We start from the raw sequence: 16,274 nt of genomic DNA, 5'->3' as shown, positions 1-16,274 counted from the left end.
TTCCTTTCTTCACCTGTCGTCACGGGAACGCGGGGCGCGTTCCTCGGGTTTCATGCCCGTTCCGGCCCGGCCGCGGGACCGAGAAACTGCCGCCCGGCAGGAAGCCCGCCCCCAGCGGCAGCGCGGCCGCCCCCAGCGTGCGGGCCCGGCGGCCCAGGGTTCCGGCGCGCACCTCGGGCAGGGTGACGCCGTGATGGCGCATCCCGGCCAGGCCGGCCGCGGTCGCCTGCACCAGCCCGGCCCGCAGCGCGGCCGGCATGGCACCGTCGATCACCACCAGCGGCAGGTCCAGCACGGCCACCGCCCCCAGCGCCGCATGGGACAGTACCCGCGCCGATTCGTCCAGCCATTCCCGCACGATACCGGGCGGCAGATCCCAGGCCGCATCCTCCAGCGGCAGATCGTCCCCCAAGGCCGTTTCCAGCACCGAGATCGAGGCCACGTCCAGCACCTGCCGGCCACCCGGCACCGGACAGGAGCCCATGGCACCCGCATTGCGCGACGGCCCCAGCCGCAGCCGCCCGTCCAGCACCACGCCGCCGCCGGCGAAATGCGCGACATAGAAATACAGGAAATCCTGCGGCAATTCCTCGGTGCCGAACATCATCTCGGCCCCGCAGGCGCAGGAGCCGTCATTCTCCAGCCAGACCGGCAGGTCCAGCGCCTCGGCCAGTTCGGCGCGCAGGTCGCGGCCGCGCCAGGGCTGCATCTCCTCGGCCCAGTCCCACAGGTAGAAAGGGCTGGCAATGCCCATGCCCGCCAGACGCGCATGTTGCGCCTCGGTCAGGCCCGAGAGGATCTCGGCCACGCCGGCGATGGCAAAATCGCGAATCGCGTCGGGCTGCGGATAGGCATGGGGCAGCACCCGGATCTGCCGGATCGCGCCGGCGAAATCGACCAGCACCAGCTCGGCCACCCGGCGCCCGACCTTGAGGCCCAGAAACAGCGCCCCGTCCGGCGCCAAGGCCAAGGGCAGCAACGGCTGGCCCACCTTGCCGCGCCGCCGCTCACCCCCAGCGTCCAGCAGGCCGGCGGCGATCAGCTCGCGCGTGATGTTGGTGACGGCCTGCGCGGACAGGCCCGTGGCCTGGGCCAGCGCGGCGCGCGGCATCGGCCCGTTGCGGCGAATCAGCCACAGGATCAGCCGCTCGTTCTGGCTGCGGACCCCCTGCGGCGTCGCCCCCGGATTGGTGTTCGGCATGGTCGCTTCCTCCCTCTCCCCTATTAAATCAACGAAATTGATTTATTGACAAGCCCCCGTTTCTTCGGCAGCCTTTTGGAAGGAGGCGGCGGTCAGACCCGCCCAGAGGAGGAAGGACATCATGACCAAGACCAAACTGCTGCGCGCTGCGCTGGCGGGCTCGACCCTGACCCTGATCGCCGGCATGGCGCAGGCGGACAGCGCCTGTCTGATCACCAAGACCGACACCAACCCCTTCTTCGTGAAGATGAAGGAAGGCGCCCAGGCCAAGGCCAGCGAACTGGGGATCGAGCTGAAATCCTATGCCGGCCGCATCGACGGCGACCATGAAAGCCAGGTCTCGGCCATCGAGGCCTGCATCGCCGACGGCGCCAAGGGCATCCTGATCACCGCCTCGGACACCAAGGCCATCGTCGATTCCGTGCAGGCGGCGCGGGATGCCGGGCTGCTGGTGATCGCGCTGGACACGCCGCTGGACCCGGTCGACGCGGCGGATGCGACCTTCGCCACCGACAATTTCAAGGCCGGCGAACTGATCGGCCAATGGGCCAGGGCCACCATGGGCGATGCGGCGGCCGAGGCCAGGATCGCGCTTCTGGACCTAGCGATCTCGCAGCCCTCGGTCGACGTGCTGCGCGACCAGGGCTTCCTGCAAGGCTTCGGCGTCGAGCTGGGCGACCCCGAGAAATGGGGCGACGAGACCGATCCGCGCATCGTCGGCCACGAGGTCACCTCGGGCAACGAGGAAGGCGGGCTGAAGGCGATGGAGACGCTGCTGGCCAAGGATTCCGACATCAACCTAGTCTATACCATCAACGAACCCGCCGCCGCCGGCGCCTATGAGGCGCTGAAGGCCGTCGGGCGCGAGAACGACGTGCTGATCGTCTCGGTCGATGGCGGCTGCCCCGGCGTGCAGAACGTCGCGGAGGGCGTGATCGGCGCCACCTCGCAGCAATATCCGCTGGACATGGCGGCGCGCGGCATCGAGGCCATCGCCGCCTTCGCCAAGGACGGCACCAAGCCCGCGCCGACCGAGGGCAAGGATTTCGTCGATACCGGCGTGCAGCTGGTCACCGACAAGCCGGCCGAGGGCGTCGAATCCATCGACTCGGCCCGCGGCGCCGAGCTTTGCTGGGGCTGAGGCCCGACTGAACAGCAGGGCGGGATCGTCCCGCCCTGACCACAAGCAGCGGCGCCCTGCACGGCGTCTTGCAAGGGGGAGACCGTCCATGTCATCCGACACCAAGACGGCCACCAGCTACGAGGAAGGCCTGCAAGGCGCCTCGGACAAGGTTGCCGAGTTCCACGAACAGAAAACCGCCCTGAAGCGCCTGCAGCACTGGCTGCACATGACGCCTTCGGCGGTGCCGATGATCGTCCTGGTCGCGGCGATCATCGTCTTCGGGCTGCTGTCGCCGAACTTCTTCAAGGCGGTGACACTGTCCACCATCCTGCAGCAGATCGCCATCGTCGGCATCCTGGGCTGCGCGCAGTCGCTGGTGGTGCTGACGGCGGGGATCGACCTTTCGGTCGGGGCCATCGCGGTGTTCTCCTCGGTGCTGATGGGGCAGTTCACCTTTCGCTATGGCATCCCGGCGCCGCTGGCCATCGCGCTGGGGCTGGCGGCGGGCACGGCCATGGGTTTTGCCAACGGCTGGCTGGTCGCGCGCATCAAGCTGCCGCCCTTCATCGTGACGCTGGGCACCTGGCAGATCATCCTGGCGGCGAACTACATCTATTCCGCAAACGAGACCATCCGCTCCTCGGCCATCGCCGCCGAGGCGCCGGCGCTGCAATTCTGGGGCTATTCCATCCAGCCCGGCGGGGTGAAGATCCTCTATGCCGTCTTCCTGATGGTGGCGCTGGTCGCGATCCTGGCCTACGTCCTGCGCCATACTGCCTGGGGCCGGCATGTCTATGCCGTCGGCGACGACCCGGAGGCGGCGGAGCTGGCCGGGGTGCGCACCAGGCGGGTGCTGATCCAGGTCTATGCGCTGGCGGGCCTGTTCTGCGCCATCGCGGGCTGGGTGATGATCGGCCGCTTCGGCTCGGTCTCGCCCTCGGCCTCGACCGGGCAACTGGGCAACATCCAGTCCATCACCGCGGTGGTGATCGGCGGGATCAGCCTGTTCGGCGGCCGCGGCTCGATCGTCGGCATGTTCTTCGGCGCGCTGATCGTCGGCGTGTTCGAGATGGGGCTGAAGATGGTCGGCACCGATCCGCAATGGACCTTCTTCCTCATCGGCCTGCTCATCATCCTCGCCGTGGCGGTGGATCAATGGATCAGAAAGGCATCGGCATGAACGCGAACACTTCCGCAGAACCGCTTCTGAAAGCCCGCGGCCTGGTCAAGCGCTATGGTAAGGTGACGGCGCTGGACCATTGCGACTTCGACCTGATGCCGGGCGAGATCCTGGCGGTCATCGGCGACAACGGCGCCGGCAAGTCTTCGCTGATCAAGGCGCTGTCCGGGGCGGTCCAGCCCGACGAGGGCGAAATCACGCTGGAGGGCAGGCCGGTGCGCTTTGCCAGCCCGCTGGATGCGCGCGGCCATGGCATCGAATGCGTCTATCAGACGCTGGCCATGTCCCCTGCCCTCTCCATCGCCGACAACATGTTCATGGGCCGCGAATTGCGCAAACCCGGCATCATGGGCCAGTGGTTCCGCAAACTCGACCGCCCGGCGATGGAGAAATTCGCCCGCGAGAAGCTGACCGAGCTTGGGCTGATGACGATCCAGAACATCAACCAGGCGGTGGAGACGCTGTCGGGCGGCCAGCGCCAGGGCGTGGCGGTGGCGCGGGCGGCCGCCTTCGGCTCCAAGGTGGTGATCCTGGACGAACCGACGGCGGCACTTGGCGTCAAGGAAAGCCGCCGCGTGCTGGAGTTGATCCGCGACGTGCGCTCGCGCGGGATCCCGATCATCCTGATCAGCCACAACATGCCGCATGTCTTCGAGGTGGCCGACCGCATCCATATCCACCGGCTGGGCCGGCGGCTGTGCGTGATCCGGCCGGACGATTATTCCATGTCGGACGCGGTGGCCTTCATGACCGGGGCGAAGGTGCCGGACGAGGTGGCGACGGCGGCCTGAACGGCACGGCTGCGGGGGGCTTTGCCCCCCGTCCTTCGGACTCCCCCCAGGATATTTTTGCATGGAAGAAATACTGGACCTTGTGGCGCGGCTGGGCCCGGGACGGCGCATCGTGGCCATCGTCGGGGCGCCCGGATCGGGAAAATCCACCCTGGCCGCGCAGCTGGTGGCCGGGCTTGCGGATGCGGTCCTGGTGCCGATGGACGGGTTCCACCTGGACAACCGCCTGCTGGAGGCGGGCGGGCTGCGCGGCTGCAAGGGCGCGCCCGAGACCTTCGACGCGGCGGGGTTCGTCGCGCTGGTGCGGCGGCTCAAGGCCGGGGGCGAGGTGATCCATCCGGTCTTCGACCGGGGCCTGGACCTGGCCATCGCCGGCGCCGGCCGGGTCGGAGCGGATGATCGGCTGGTGGTGGTCGAGGGCAATTACCTGCTGCTGGACCGCGCGCCCTGGCGCGAACTGGCCGGGCTTTGGGATCTGTCGGTCATGCTGGACGTGTCGATGCCGGAGCTGCGCCGCCGCCTGACGGCGCGCTGGCAGGGACTAGGGCGTTCCCCCGCCGAAGTGACGGCGCATCTGGAGAACGACCTCGGCAATGCCGACCTGGTACTGCGCGAATCGCTGCCCGCCGACCTGCTGGTCCGGCCGGCGGCTATGTCTTCGGCCGGAACGCCTTGATGCGGGCAGGATCGGTTTCGACATAAGCCGCGCCGATCAGGTCGAGACAATAGGGCACCGCCGCAAAGACCGCATCGAGGCAGGTGGCAATGGCCGAGGGCTTGCCCGGCAGGGTGATCATCAGCGTGGCGCCGCGGATGCCCGCGGTCTGGCGCGACAGGATGGCGGTCGGCACCTCGCGCAGGCTGGCGCGGCGCATTTCCTCGCCAAAGCCGGGCAGTTCCTTTTCGATCACCTCGGCCATGGCCTCGGGCGTCTGGTCGCGCGGCGCCGGGCCGGTGCCGCCGGTAATCAGGATCAGGTCGGCGCCCTGTTCGTCAGCCAGGTCGCGCAGGCAATCCGCGACGATCTCGCGCCCGTCGGGAATGATGCGGCGGGTGATGTCCAGGGGCGAGGTGATGGCGGCGCGCAGCCAGGCCTCGGCCCCCGGACCGCCCTTGTCCTCGTACTCGCCGCTGGCGGCACGGTCCGAGACGGTGACGATGGCGATATGGGCGGGACGGGACATGGCGGGCCTCATGAAAAAGGCCGCGGGGGCTGCCCGCGGCCGGTGGGTCTACTTGAACCTGGCGTTGCGATTGGCCACCAGCTTCAGCCGCAGCGCGTTGAGCCGGATGAAGCCCGCCGCGTCCTTCTGGTCATAGGCGCCGGCATCGTCCTCGAAGGTGACGTGCTTTTCGCTGTAGAGCGAATGGTCCGACCAGCGGCCGACCGTGTGGACGCTGCCCTTGTAGAGCTTCAGCCGCACGGTACCGGTCACATGTTCCTGGCTCTTGTCGATCAGCGCCTGCAGCATCTCGCGCTCGGGGCTGAACCAGAAGCCGTTGTAGATCAGCTCGGCATAGCGCGGCATAATCGAATCCTTGAGGTGCCCGGCGCCGCTGTCCAGCGTGATCTGCTCGATGCCGCGATGCGCTTCCAGCAGGATGGTGCCGCCGGGGGTCTCGTAGATGCCGCGCGACTTCATGCCGACAAAGCGGTTTTCCACGAAGTCGAGCCGGCCGATACCATGCCTGCGGCCATATTCGTTCAGCGCCGTCAGGATGGTGGCAGGCGACAGCGCCTCGCCGTTGATCGACACCGCATCGCCACGCTCGAAGCCGATCTCGACATATTCGGGCTGGTCGGGCGCGTCCTCGGGGCTGACGGTGCGCTGGTAGACGTAATCGGGTGCTTCCTCGGCGGGATTTTCCAGCGCCTTGCCCTCGCTGCTGGTGTGCAGCAGGTTGGCATCGACCGAGAAGGGCGCCTCGCCGCGCTTGTCCTTGGCGATCGGGATCTGGTGTTCTTCGGCGAATTCGATCAGCCGGGTGCGCGAGGTCAGATCCCATTCCCGCCAGGGCGCGATCACCTTGATCGAGGGGTCGAGCGCATAGGCCGACAGTTCGAACCGGACCTGGTCATTGCCCTTGCCGGTGGCGCCATGGGCCACGGCATCGGCACCGTGGCGATGCGCGATGTCCACCAGGTGCTTGGAGATCAGCGGCCGGGCGATCGAGGTGCCCAGCAGGTAAAGCCCCTCGTAGACCGCATTGGCGCGGAACATCGGGAAGACGAAGTCGCGCACGAACTCCTCGCGCACGTCGACGATATGAATGTTTTCCGGCTTGATGCCCAGCAGTTCAGCCTTCTGGCGCGCCGGTTCGAGTTCCTCGCCCTGGCCCAGGTCGGCGGTGAAGGTGATGACCTCGCAGCCATATTCGGTCTGCAGCCATTTCAGGATGATCGAGGTGTCGAGCCCGCCCGAATAGGCAAGGACGACTTTCTTCGGCGCGTCGGACATGCGATATGGCCCCCGTTTTTTTTGAGTTGATGTTGCAATAGGATGTTTTCCGATGACCGACAAGAGCGGGGCGCCGCCCAGGCGCAGGCAGGGCTTTTCCGGCAAACCGGGTGGAATTCGGCGGGGGGCCCGGTGCAGCGCCATCCTGTGCCGGCGCAGGCTGCGGCAGTGGCGCGATGCCTTCATGGACCAGGCGGGCGCGCTGTTGCGGCGTGTCTTTCGCGACTGCTGGTGGCTCAGCGCGATCATCGCCGCGCTCCTCTTCCTGCCGCCGCTGCAGGTCGAACCGCTGCCCGGCTGGCATGATCCCGTCGCCCTTGCCGTGCTGACATTGGCCTTCGGCATCGCGGTGCTGGGCTGGGCCATCGCGATCATGGGCAGCTTGCAAGGATGGCCTGGCCTCAGGCTTGGCCTGGCCCTCGCCATTCCCCTGGGCATGGCCGTGCTTGCCCGCATGAAGGCGCGCAGCATCCTGGCACAAAGCTTCGGCGTTGCGCCCGATACCTTTCCGATGACCCTGGACGTACTGACAGCGGTCACGACTTTGTGGCTGACCTTCGCGGGGGCTGGGGCGCTGCTCATGCTGCTGCAGTTGGGGTTGCTTACCCTGCAAATGCTGACGAGGCGTGGAGGCGCTGCCCTGCGGTCGATGGCCTTTGTCCTGCCGCTCAGCGCGATGATCGCGATGCCGCTTGCGTCATCGCTGACGATCATGCCCGACCTGCCCAGCCTCGTCCGGGCGCTGGATGGGCAGGAAAACTACCGATGCGATTTCCCAGCCATGCCGTCCCGGCCCCTTTCCGTCACCTTCCTTTCCGATACCCAGGTGCTTGCCTGGCTGCCCGACAGGGCACAGCCCGTCGTCCTGCCCTGCAAGATGGACGCCACCCGCTAGCCAGGGCGGCCGGGCGCCGCCGCCCAGGGCGGCAAGCCATCCCCACTTGCCAACCGCGGTTTTTCGCGCCATGCGCCGGTCATGGAAAACTTTGCCGCCTCTGTCCGCCAGGCCGGGATCGCGCTGCGCGACCTTTTCGAGCCGACGCCCTTGCAGAAGAACGATCACCTCTCGGCGAAATACGGTGCCGAGATCTGGCTGAAACGCGAAGACCTGACGCCGGTGCGCAGCTACAAGCTGCGCGGCGCCTTCAACGCCATGCGCAAGATCGGCGCCGGGCCGCAGGGGCATTTCGTCTGCGCCAGCGCCGGCAACCACGCGCAGGGCATGGCCTATGCCTGCCGGCATTTCGGCACCCGCGGCACGATCTTCATGCCGGTCACCACGCCCCGGCAAAAGATCGACAAGACCCGCATCTTCGGCAACGGCGCCATCGAGATCGTGCTGACCGGCGATTATTTCGACCAGACGCTGGCCGCGGCGCAGGATTTCGCCCGCGCGCAGGGCGCCACCTTCCTGTCGCCCTTCGACGACCCGGACATCATCGAGGGGCAGGCCACGGTCGGGCTGGAGCTGCTCGACCAGCTGGATGCCGCGCCGGATGTCGTCGTCCTGCCGGTCGGCGGCGGGGGGCTGGCCGCCGGCGTCACCCGGTTGCTGGCCGAACTGGCCCCCGGCACCCGCGCCGAGTTCGCCGAACCGGAAGGTGGCGCCAGCCTGCGCGAGGCGCTGCTGGCGGGCGCCCCCGTGACCCTGCCCGCCGTGGACAATTTCGTCGATGGCGCCGCCGTGGCGCGGATCGGCGACCTGCCCTTTGCCGCGCTTCGCGGCTTCGGCGCCGAGCGCGTCCATACCGCGCCCGAAGATCGCATCTGCGCCACCATGCTCGAAATGCTGAACATCGAGGGCATCGTGCTGGAACCGGCCGGGGCGCTGGCAGTGGACGTGCTGCGCGACATTCCCGACCTGGCCGGCAAGCGGGTGGTCTGCATCTGTTCGGGCGGGAATTTCGACTTCGAGCGCCTGCCCGAGGTCAAGGAGCGCGCCCAGCGTTTCTCGGGGCTCAAGCGCTATTTCATCCTGCGCATGCCGCAGCGGCCCGGCGCCCTGCGCGATTTCCTGCAATTGCTGGGCCCCGAGGACGATATCGCCCGCTTCGAATACCTGAAGAAATCGGCGCGCAACTTCGGCTCGGTCCTGATCGGCATCGAGACCACCGCCCCGGAAAACCTTGCCCGGCTGTGCGACAGGCTGGAAGCGGCGGGGATCGGCTATCGCGACATCACCCGCGATCCGGTGCTGGCGGAATTCCTGATCTGACCGGCGCTCAGGCAAGGCGCATCCGCTTGTCGGGACGCAGCGCCGCGTCCAGCTGGCGCATCAGCGCCTGTTTCGACGCGGAATAACTGGCCAGCAGCGATTCGGCATCGACCTCGGCCGCCCGGCCCCCGGCCCCCGGCCGCCTTGCGTTCGCCTGCATCGCAAAGATTGCCGAAATCGACAAAGCCCAGGTTCCAGGCGCATCCTTTCAGGAAATGCAGGTCGGTTTCCAGCTGCAGCACGTCCCGGCGCGACAGGCGCATGATGACACCTTCGACCTCGTCCAGAAACAGTTCCAGGATCAGCTGGAATTCGTCATCGCCGACCTCCCCGCGCAGTTCGTTGATACGGTTCCAATCCAGCATGGACAACCCTCGGAAGAATCACCCACCCTTCATAACAGCAATTTCATCTATAACGTGTTAATCGCGAAAATTGTCTGGATTAACGGAACATTCAGACCCCGTGGTCTAGACCCTGGCGCATGATGATCCTCGACCCCCAGGCCGCGACGACGATACCGCACAGCATGCGGCTGGTGCTGCTTGTCGACGACAGCCGGGCACAAAGGCGGACCCTGGCGGTGCAGCTGCTCCGCGCCGGCTACCAGGTGGTCGAGGCGGCCAGCGGCGACGAGGCGATGCGCATCTGCCTGGAGCGGCGGCCCGACATCGTCATCTCGGACTGGATGATGCCGGGCCAAAGCGGGCTGGAATTTTGCCGCCGCTTTCGCGAGATGCAGTCGGACCGCTATGGCTATTTCATCCTGCTGACCTCGCGCAACGACAAGAAGGACATCGCCCAGGGGCTGCGCGCCGGCGCCGACGAATTCCTGACCAAGCCGGTCTCGGGCGCCGAACTGCTGGCGCGGCTTTCCGCCAGCGAACGCATCCTGCGCATGGAGGAAAGCCTGCGCAGCGCCAATACCCAGCTCAGCGCCACCCTGGCCCAGCTGCGCGAGACCCAGGCCGCGATCGACCGCGACCTGCGCGAGGCGCAGCGCCTCCAGCAGGGGCTGGTGCGGGAACGCCATGGCCGCTACGGCGATTTCGACCTTTCGCTGCTGATGCGCCCGGCCGGCCATATCGGCGGCGACCTGGTCGGCTTCTTTCCGATCAACGCCCGCCGCGTCGGGCTGTTCGCGCTGGACGTGGCGGGCCATGGCGTCGCCTCGGCACTGCTTTGCGCGCGGCTGGCGGCGCTGCTTTCCGGTGGGACGGACCAGAACATCGCGCTGCGCATCACCGACCTGGGCCTTTACGACGCCCGCCCGCCGACCGAGGTGCTGCGCCACCTGAACACGCTGATGATCGAGGAATTGCGTACCGAATCCTATTTCACCATGGTCTATGCCGATCTGGATTTCCTGACCGGCCAGCTGCGCCTGGTGCAGGCGGGCCACCCCCATCCGGTGCTGCAACGCGCCGACGGCCGCATCGAGCGCATCGGCGGCGGCGGCCTGCCCGTGGGGGTGTTTCCCGATGCCGCGTATGACGAGGTGCAATTGGCGCTTGGACCCGGCGACCGGCTGTTCATCAGCTCGGACGGCCTCACGGAAAGCGAGAATGCGCGCGGCGAACCCCTGGGCGAAGAAGGGCTGAATGCCATCCTGCGCACCAATGCCACGCTGCGCGGCGATGCACTGCTGGAATCGATCTGCTGGTCGGCAGCGCATTACGCCGGCGGCCGGCGCGGCGACGACATCTCGGCCGTGCTGGTCGAGCGGCAGAAGAACGGTGGCGGCCCCTGGGGCTGAGACCCGGCTCAGATCCGGCGCAACGCCGCCCGCACCAGGGCGCGCGAGCCCGGATCGGGCAACAGTTCCGCGACCTGCCGCAGGGGCACCCAATGCGCTTCATGCCCCGGCTCGGAAGGAGCGCCCAGCCGCACCACCGGGCGGGCCAGCCAGAGGGTGCAGAGCTTCTCCGCCCAGAACCCGTAATCCGGCATATGGCAAAAACGCCGATAGGCGCCGAGGCGGCGCGGATTGCCGATGCTCCAGCCGGTCTCCTCGCGCACCTCGCGATGCAGGGCGGCCAACGGCGATTCGCCGGGGTCGATGCCGCCGCCGGGCAATTGGAACTCGGGCGCCGGCGCCTGCTGGAAGGTCAGCAGCGCCGCGCCGTCGCGGATCAGCAGCCCATAGGCCCCCGGACGCAGGCGATGGGCGCGGCGCCCCGGCGGCGTTCCGAAACGCGGTATCATGCGGCCACTTCCTTTCCCCCCACGGCGCCCTGCCTGTGCCCATCCCGGCCGGGAAGGCCATGGCTGCGCCCCGCCCGCGCCTGCATGGCTTCACCGTTTCCCAAATACCCAAGCGACCGTGCCACCGGCGGCAAGCCTTGCCCGAAAGCACCCTGCCGCGCAAAGCAAAAGCCGCGCAAACCCAAGGGTTTGCGCGGCTTTTGTTCATGGTGCCCAGGAGAGGACTCGAACCTCCACGCCTTGCGGCACACGGACCTGAACCGTGCGCGTCTACCAATTCCGCCACCTGGGCAGGTCGCGTGAGCCGGGTGATTAAGCCCAGCCGCAGGGGGTGTCAACGGGGGATCGACAAAAATCTTCGCCGGCCGCAAATCTTTTTCGCGCCCCCGTTCACGCCGCCTTCGAAGCCGCCGGCCCGGCCGTGTCCGGGCCGTGCTTCATCGGCCGGCGCCGCCGGAAAACCGCGCCCCGGCCGGGTAGAGCCCTGCCCCTTCGGCCGGATCAGCGCGGCCCGGCATGCCCCCTTCGCACGGCACGGACCCGCCTGATCCTGCCGCGCTCCATGAGATCGTCCGCATGCCGCCGCCCCAGGCGGCCGCGAGCAGGCCGCAAGCCGGTGGCCGCGATCCCCGCACGCCTGGCACCAACGGCCGCGGCGGCGGTGCCGCGCCTCCCCCCGGGGCTCGGCCTGGACGATCTTTTCATCCCTCGCCCATTTGCCGCCGTTGCCCGGCCTTGAAAGGGCGCGGCCAACGCCGGGACGGGCCGGCAAGGCGGACCCGATCGTCGCAGGCCGGCGGCCACGGCTTGCCGCTGGCGGAAGGCTTGGGTATTGAACGATCAAGCACGCACGAAGGGAGCGCCGCATGTCCGCAGCCAAGCTTGTCACCATTTATGGCGGGTCTGGATTCCTCGGCCGGCAGATCGCACGGGTCATGGCCGCCCAGGGCTGGCGCATCCGCGTCGCCGTCCGCCGCCCGAACGAGGCCGGGGTGGTGCGCACCTATGGCGCCCCCGGCCAGGTCGAGCCGGTGCCCTGCAACGTGCGCGACGACCTTTCCGTGACCGCCTGCATGGCCGATGCGGATGCGGTCATCAACTGCGTCGGCATCATGGTGCGCGAGGGCAGGAACACCTTCGACGCCATCCACGAGGAGGCCGCGGGCCGCGTCGCCCGCATCGCCGCCGAAACCGGGGTCCGGCATTTCGTGCATGTCTCGGCCATCGGCGCGGATCCGGATTCGGACAGCCGCTATGCCGCCACCAAGGGCCGGGGCGAGGCGGCGGTGCTGGCGCATCGCCCCGATGCGGTGATCCTGCGGCCTTCGGTCATGTTCGGGCCGGACGACCATTTCTACAACCGCATCGCCTCGATGACGCGGCTGGGGCCGATCCTGCTGGTGCCGGGCGCGAACACCCAGATGCAGCCGGTCTATGTCGAGGACGTGGCCCGCGCCGCCGCCATGGCCGCCGCGGGACAGGCCGAGCCGGGCATCTACGAGCTTGGCGGGCCGGACGTCCTGACCATGCGCGAGGTGGCGCAGCAGGTTCTGGTTGCCACCGACCGGCGCCGCGCCATCATCGGCCTGCCGAATTGGCTGGGCCGGGTGATGGGATCGGTGCTGGACACGGTGCAGACCGTCAGCGGCGGGCTGCTGACCAACCGCATCATGACCCGCGACCAGGCCCGGCTGCTGCGCCGGCCGAACCGGGTCTCGGGACAGGTCAAGACCTTTGCCGACCTGGGCATCGAACCGACCGCCGCCCCCGCCATCATCGCGCAATACCTGTGGCGCTTCCGGCCCTCGGGGCAATATGAAGCGATCACCGCCTCGGCGAAGAACCTGCGCAACGGCTGATGGACCACAACACCCTCGTTGCCGCCGCCCTTGGTCTGCTGGAGGGGCTGACCGAGTTCATTCCCGTGTCCTCGACCGGCCATGTGCTGCTGGCCGGGCATTTCCTGGGCTTCGATTCCCCCGGCCGCGCCTTCGAGGTGCTGATCCAGCTGGGCGCGATCATGGCCATCCTGGGCGTCTATGCCGGGCGGCTGTGGCGGATCTTTTCCGGCGCACCGCATGATCCGCGCGCCAGGCGCTTCATCCTGGCGGTGGCCCTGGCCTTCCTGCCCGCGGTGGTGATCGGCGTGCTGGCGCATCGCATCATCAAGGAAGTGCTGTTCGAGACCCCGGCCCTGATCGCCGCCATGCTGATCATCGGCGGCGTGGTGCTGCTGTTCGTGGACCGGATGGCGAACCGGCCGCGGCATTTCTCGGCCGAGGATTTCCCGCTGCCCATGGCGCTGAAGATCGGCTTCATCCAGTGCCTGGCGATGATTCCCGGCGTCTCGCGCTCGGGGGCGACCATCGTCGGTGCCCTGCTTCTGGGCGCCGACAAGCGTTCTGCCGCGGAATTCAGCTTTTTCCTGTCCATGCCGACGATGCTGGGCGCTTTCGTCTATGATCTCCACAAGAACCGCGACATCCTGGACGCAGCGGCGACCGGGAACATCGTATTGGGTTTTGTCTGCGCCTTCCTGGCTGCCGTGGTCGTGGTGCGTGGGCTGCTGAACTATGTCTCTACCTATGGCTATGGCTTCTTCGCCTGGTGGCGAATCGCAGTCGGGGTCGTGGTTTTGCTGGCTTTGCAGGCAGGATGGTAAACTGTGCTGACCTATTTTTCGCGCCCGCAGCGTAAAAAAGAGGGGTTCGGACGGAAGAATCGTTAATTGGGTCAACTCTGCTGACTTTTCTTTGACGGCGGCCTGACTTATCAGGCTGGGACCACCCTCGTCATCGAAGGACGCGCAGCCATGGCCACGCAAAAGATGCTCAAATTCGTCACCATCGGGCGCGAGATGCCCGAGAAACGTGACGCGGCATCCCGCTCGGAAGATTTCCACGAGATCTATCGCGAGTTCGCCGAGGCCAAGGCCAAGGAACAGGCCAGCCGCTGCAGCCAATGCGGCGTGCCCTATTGCCAGAGCCATTGCCCGCTGCACAACAACATCCCCGACTGGCTGCGCCTGACCGCCGAGGGGCGCACGCAGGAAGCCTATCTGCGCAGCCAGGAGACCAACACCTTCCCCGAGATCTGCGGCCGCATCTGCCCGCAGGACCGGCTGTGCGAGGGCAATTGCGTCATCGAACAGTCCGGCCACGGCACCGTCACCATCGGCGCCATCGAGAAATACATCACCGACACCGCCTGGGAGCAGGGCTGGATCACGCCGATCGTGCCGATGCAGGAACGGCCGGAATCCATCGGCATCATCGGCGCGGGGCCGGGCGGGCTGGCCGCCGCCGACCGGCTGCGCCGCATGGGCTTCCAGGTCACGGTCTATGACCGCCACGACCGGGCCGGCGGGCTGATGATCTATGGCATCCCCGGCTTCAAGCTGGAAAAGCAGGTGGTCGAGCGGCGCACCGAGCAGCTGGCCCAGGGCGGCGTGGACTTCGTGCTGAACGTCAATGTCGGCGAGGACATCAGCTTCGACGCCATCCGCGGCAAGCATGACGCGGTGCTGATCGCCACCGGCGTCTACAAGACCCGCGACCTGGACATCGACAATGCCGCCGCCAAGGGCGTGGTACGGGCGCTGGACTACCTGACCGCCTCGAACCGGGTCGATCTGGGCGACGAGATCCCCGATTACGAGGATGGCGAGCTGAACGCCAAGGGCAAGCGCGTCGTGGTCATCGGCGGCGGCGACACCGCCATGGATTGCGTGCGCACCGCCATCCGCCAGGGCGCGCAATCGGTGAAATGCCTGTATCGCCGCGACCGCGCCAACATGCCCGGCAGCCAGCGCGAGGTGCAGAACGCCGAGGAGGAGGGCGTCGAGTTCGTCTGGTTGTCCGCCCCTGGCGCCTTTACCGGCCATGTCACCGGCGAGGCCATGGTCGCGCAGGAACGCGACGTGGATGATACGGGCGAAATCCCGACCATCAGCGCCGTGCGCGTGCAGAAGATGCGGCTGGGCCAGCCCGATGTCTCGGGCCGGCAGTCGCCCGAGCTGATCGAAGGCGCCGATTACGACGAGCCGGCGGAACTGGTCATCAAGGCGCTGGGTTTCGAACCCGAGGAACTGCCGCGGCTTTGGGGCGTGGACGGGCTGGAGGTGACGCGCTGGGGCACGATCAAGGCCGATTACCAGACGCACCAGACCAGTCTGCCCGGCGTCTTTGCCGTGGGCGACATCGTGCGCGGCGCCAGCCTGGTGGTCTGGGCGATCCGCGACGGCCGCGAGGCCGCGGACAGCATCGCCGGCTATCTTTCCGGCGCCGCCCGCGTCGCGGCCGAATAGGGGGCGGCCATGGCACGACAACCACGCCCCAGCCCCGCAGCCGGCGCCACGCCGACGGCGCGCGGCATGGTGCTGGCGGCAGGAGCGGCAGCCATGCTGACGCTTTCTGCCCTGCCCGCCGCGGCGGCCAATTTCACCCCGCCTTCCGGCTGCAAGCTGGAAATCACCGTGCAGAACCGCGGTTGCAGCGTCTCGCAGCATTACCGCTGCGGCTCGGATGCGCCCGGCGACCAGCGCGTGACCTATTTCACCCCCGAAGGCCCGACCTTCCAGTCGCGCATCGACCGCGAGACGCGCTGGATGGAAAGCACCGACCTGCGCAGCGGCCTGACCGATGTGCTGGAGGAGGAGGCGCAGGACCACGCCTCGTTCTCGACCCTGCTGGAGACAGGGCGGGACGATTTCGATTTCTGGACCCGCTCGAACGACGGCGAGCGGCTGCGCCATGTCGGCCATGACGAATTGACCGGCGAAACGGTGCAGATCGACGGCGTGACGCTGGAACTCACCCGGTTCGAACTGACCACCTATGGCGAATCCGGCCAGGTGCTGATCCGGCGCCATGGCCAGCAATTCATCAGCCGCGCGCAGGGGCGGTTCTATGGCGGCGTCGAGACCTCCGAGGACTGGACCGGCGCCGTGCGCCAGACCAACGACAGCCCGGTGACGTTCTCGTTTCCGGGGCAGCCCGGCTTCGGCTCGACCAAGCCGGAATATGATTGCGACCTGCAGATGGTGGGCGGCCAGGGCGCCGACATCCTGTGGCAGCTTGTGAAGGAGGCACGGACGTGAAG

General features: G+C 67.7%; 16 protein-coding genes and 1 tRNA gene. 11 read left to right on the top strand and 6 right to left on the bottom strand.

The window, feature by feature from the left end:
• Window positions 1–19 precede the first annotated feature (19 nt).
• Complete coding sequence (locus tag ESD82_RS12020; RefSeq protein WP_036747153.1) at window positions 20–1,201, bottom strand: ROK family transcriptional regulator; 1,182 nt, start codon at window positions 1,199–1,201, stop codon at window positions 20–22.
• Between the two features lie 121 nt (window positions 1,202–1,322).
• Between ESD82_RS12020 and ESD82_RS12015 the strand changes: the two genes are divergently transcribed.
• From ESD82_RS12015 to ESD82_RS12000, 4 genes are all read left to right on the top strand, one after another.
• A complete protein-coding gene (locus ESD82_RS12015) occupies window positions 1,323–2,342 on the top strand; it encodes a sugar ABC transporter substrate-binding protein (protein ID WP_024842971.1) in 1,020 nt (339 codons plus the stop codon).
• Window positions 2,343–2,430: 88 nt separating this feature from the next.
• Window positions 2,431–3,504, top strand: coding sequence for an ABC transporter permease (locus ESD82_RS12010; RefSeq protein WP_024842972.1), 1,074 nt, complete (start codon window positions 2,431–2,433; stop codon window positions 3,502–3,504).
• Window positions 3,501–4,295: an ATP-binding cassette domain-containing protein gene (locus ESD82_RS12005; RefSeq protein ID WP_028709901.1), complete on the top strand. Its 795-nt coding sequence runs from the start codon at window positions 3,501–3,503 to the stop codon at window positions 4,293–4,295. The genes ESD82_RS12010 and ESD82_RS12005 overlap by 4 nt, the downstream gene beginning before the upstream one ends.
• Before the next feature lie 61 nt (window positions 4,296–4,356).
• Window positions 4,357–4,971 (top strand): nucleoside/nucleotide kinase family protein, encoded by a 615-nt coding sequence (locus ESD82_RS12000; RefSeq protein WP_024842974.1) that lies wholly within the window; start codon window positions 4,357–4,359, stop codon window positions 4,969–4,971.
• Here the strand turns inward: ESD82_RS12000 and mog are convergent.
• Together mog and ESD82_RS11990 are read right to left on the bottom strand one after the other, a co-directional pair.
• Complete coding sequence (gene mog, locus ESD82_RS11995; RefSeq protein WP_036747156.1) at window positions 4,946–5,479, bottom strand: molybdopterin adenylyltransferase; 534 nt, start codon at window positions 5,477–5,479, stop codon at window positions 4,946–4,948. The two genes, ESD82_RS12000 and mog, sit on opposite strands and share 26 nt — an antisense overlap.
• Window positions 5,480–5,527: 48 nt before the next feature.
• Window positions 5,528–6,754, bottom strand: coding sequence for an argininosuccinate synthase (locus ESD82_RS11990; protein WP_024842976.1), 1,227 nt, complete (start codon window positions 6,752–6,754; stop codon window positions 5,528–5,530).
• A gap of 52 nt (window positions 6,755–6,806) precedes the next feature.
• Here ESD82_RS11990 and ESD82_RS11985 point away from each other — a divergent pair, with 52 nt between their 5' ends.
• Both ESD82_RS11985 and ilvA read left to right on the top strand, forming a co-directional pair.
• Complete coding sequence (locus ESD82_RS11985; protein WP_024842977.1) at window positions 6,807–7,649, top strand: hypothetical protein; 843 nt, start codon at window positions 6,807–6,809, stop codon at window positions 7,647–7,649.
• An 81-nt stretch (window positions 7,650–7,730) separates the two neighbouring features.
• A complete protein-coding gene (gene ilvA, locus ESD82_RS11980; RefSeq protein WP_024842978.1) occupies window positions 7,731–8,969 on the top strand; it encodes a threonine ammonia-lyase IlvA in 1,239 nt (412 codons plus the stop codon).
• Here the strand turns inward: ilvA and ESD82_RS11975 are convergent.
• Window positions 8,921–9,334 (bottom strand): Hpt domain-containing protein, encoded by a 414-nt coding sequence (locus tag ESD82_RS11975; RefSeq protein ID WP_322789439.1) that lies wholly within the window; start codon window positions 9,332–9,334, stop codon window positions 8,921–8,923. The two genes, ilvA and ESD82_RS11975, sit on opposite strands and share 49 nt — an antisense overlap.
• A gap of 119 nt (window positions 9,335–9,453) precedes the next feature.
• Between ESD82_RS11975 and ESD82_RS11970 the strand changes: the two genes are divergently transcribed.
• Window positions 9,454–10,725: a PP2C family protein-serine/threonine phosphatase gene (locus ESD82_RS11970; protein WP_074990374.1), complete on the top strand. Its 1,272-nt coding sequence runs from the start codon at window positions 9,454–9,456 to the stop codon at window positions 10,723–10,725.
• Between the two features lie 8 nt (window positions 10,726–10,733).
• Here ESD82_RS11970 and ESD82_RS11965 read toward each other — a convergent pair whose 3' ends face one another.
• Window positions 10,734–11,174 carry an NUDIX domain-containing protein gene (locus tag ESD82_RS11965; protein WP_024842981.1) on the bottom strand — a complete coding sequence of 147 codons (441 nt, stop codon included), beginning with the start codon at window positions 11,172–11,174 and terminating at the stop codon, window positions 10,734–10,736.
• 207 nt (window positions 11,175–11,381) lie between these two features.
• Window positions 11,382–11,466, bottom strand: a tRNA-Leu gene (locus ESD82_RS11960).
• A gap of 574 nt (window positions 11,467–12,040) precedes the next feature.
• On the opposite strand from ESD82_RS11960, the gene ESD82_RS11955 reads away from it, so the two are divergent.
• The 4 genes from ESD82_RS11955 (at window position 12,041) to ESD82_RS11940 (ending at window position 16,272) form a co-directional block, all read left to right on the top strand.
• The gene (locus ESD82_RS11955) at window positions 12,041–13,033 is read left to right on the top strand and encodes a complex I NDUFA9 subunit family protein (protein WP_024842982.1); all 993 of its coding nucleotides are present in this window, start codon (window positions 12,041–12,043) and stop codon (window positions 13,031–13,033) included.
• The gene (locus ESD82_RS11950; protein ID WP_024842983.1) at window positions 13,030–13,836 is read left to right on the top strand and encodes an undecaprenyl-diphosphate phosphatase; all 807 of its coding nucleotides are present in this window, start codon (window positions 13,030–13,032) and stop codon (window positions 13,834–13,836) included. The genes ESD82_RS11955 and ESD82_RS11950 overlap by 4 nt, the downstream gene beginning before the upstream one ends.
• Before the next feature lie 150 nt (window positions 13,837–13,986).
• Complete coding sequence (locus tag ESD82_RS11945; protein ID WP_024842984.1) at window positions 13,987–15,480, top strand: NAD(P)-dependent oxidoreductase; 1,494 nt, start codon at window positions 13,987–13,989, stop codon at window positions 15,478–15,480.
• Window positions 15,481–15,489: 9 nt separating this feature from the next.
• On the top strand, window positions 15,490–16,272 hold the full coding sequence (locus tag ESD82_RS11940; protein ID WP_244314570.1) for a hypothetical protein: 783 nt from the start codon (window positions 15,490–15,492) through the stop codon (window positions 16,270–16,272).
• Window positions 16,273–16,274: the final 2 nt, after the last annotated feature.

Source organism: Paracoccus pantotrophus, from assembly GCF_008824185.1.
GTDB lineage: Bacteria > Pseudomonadota > Alphaproteobacteria > Rhodobacterales > Rhodobacteraceae > Paracoccus > Paracoccus pantotrophus.
The sequence above is the reverse complement of the archived record's forward strand: the minus strand, read 5'-3'. Positions and strand labels throughout refer to the sequence as shown.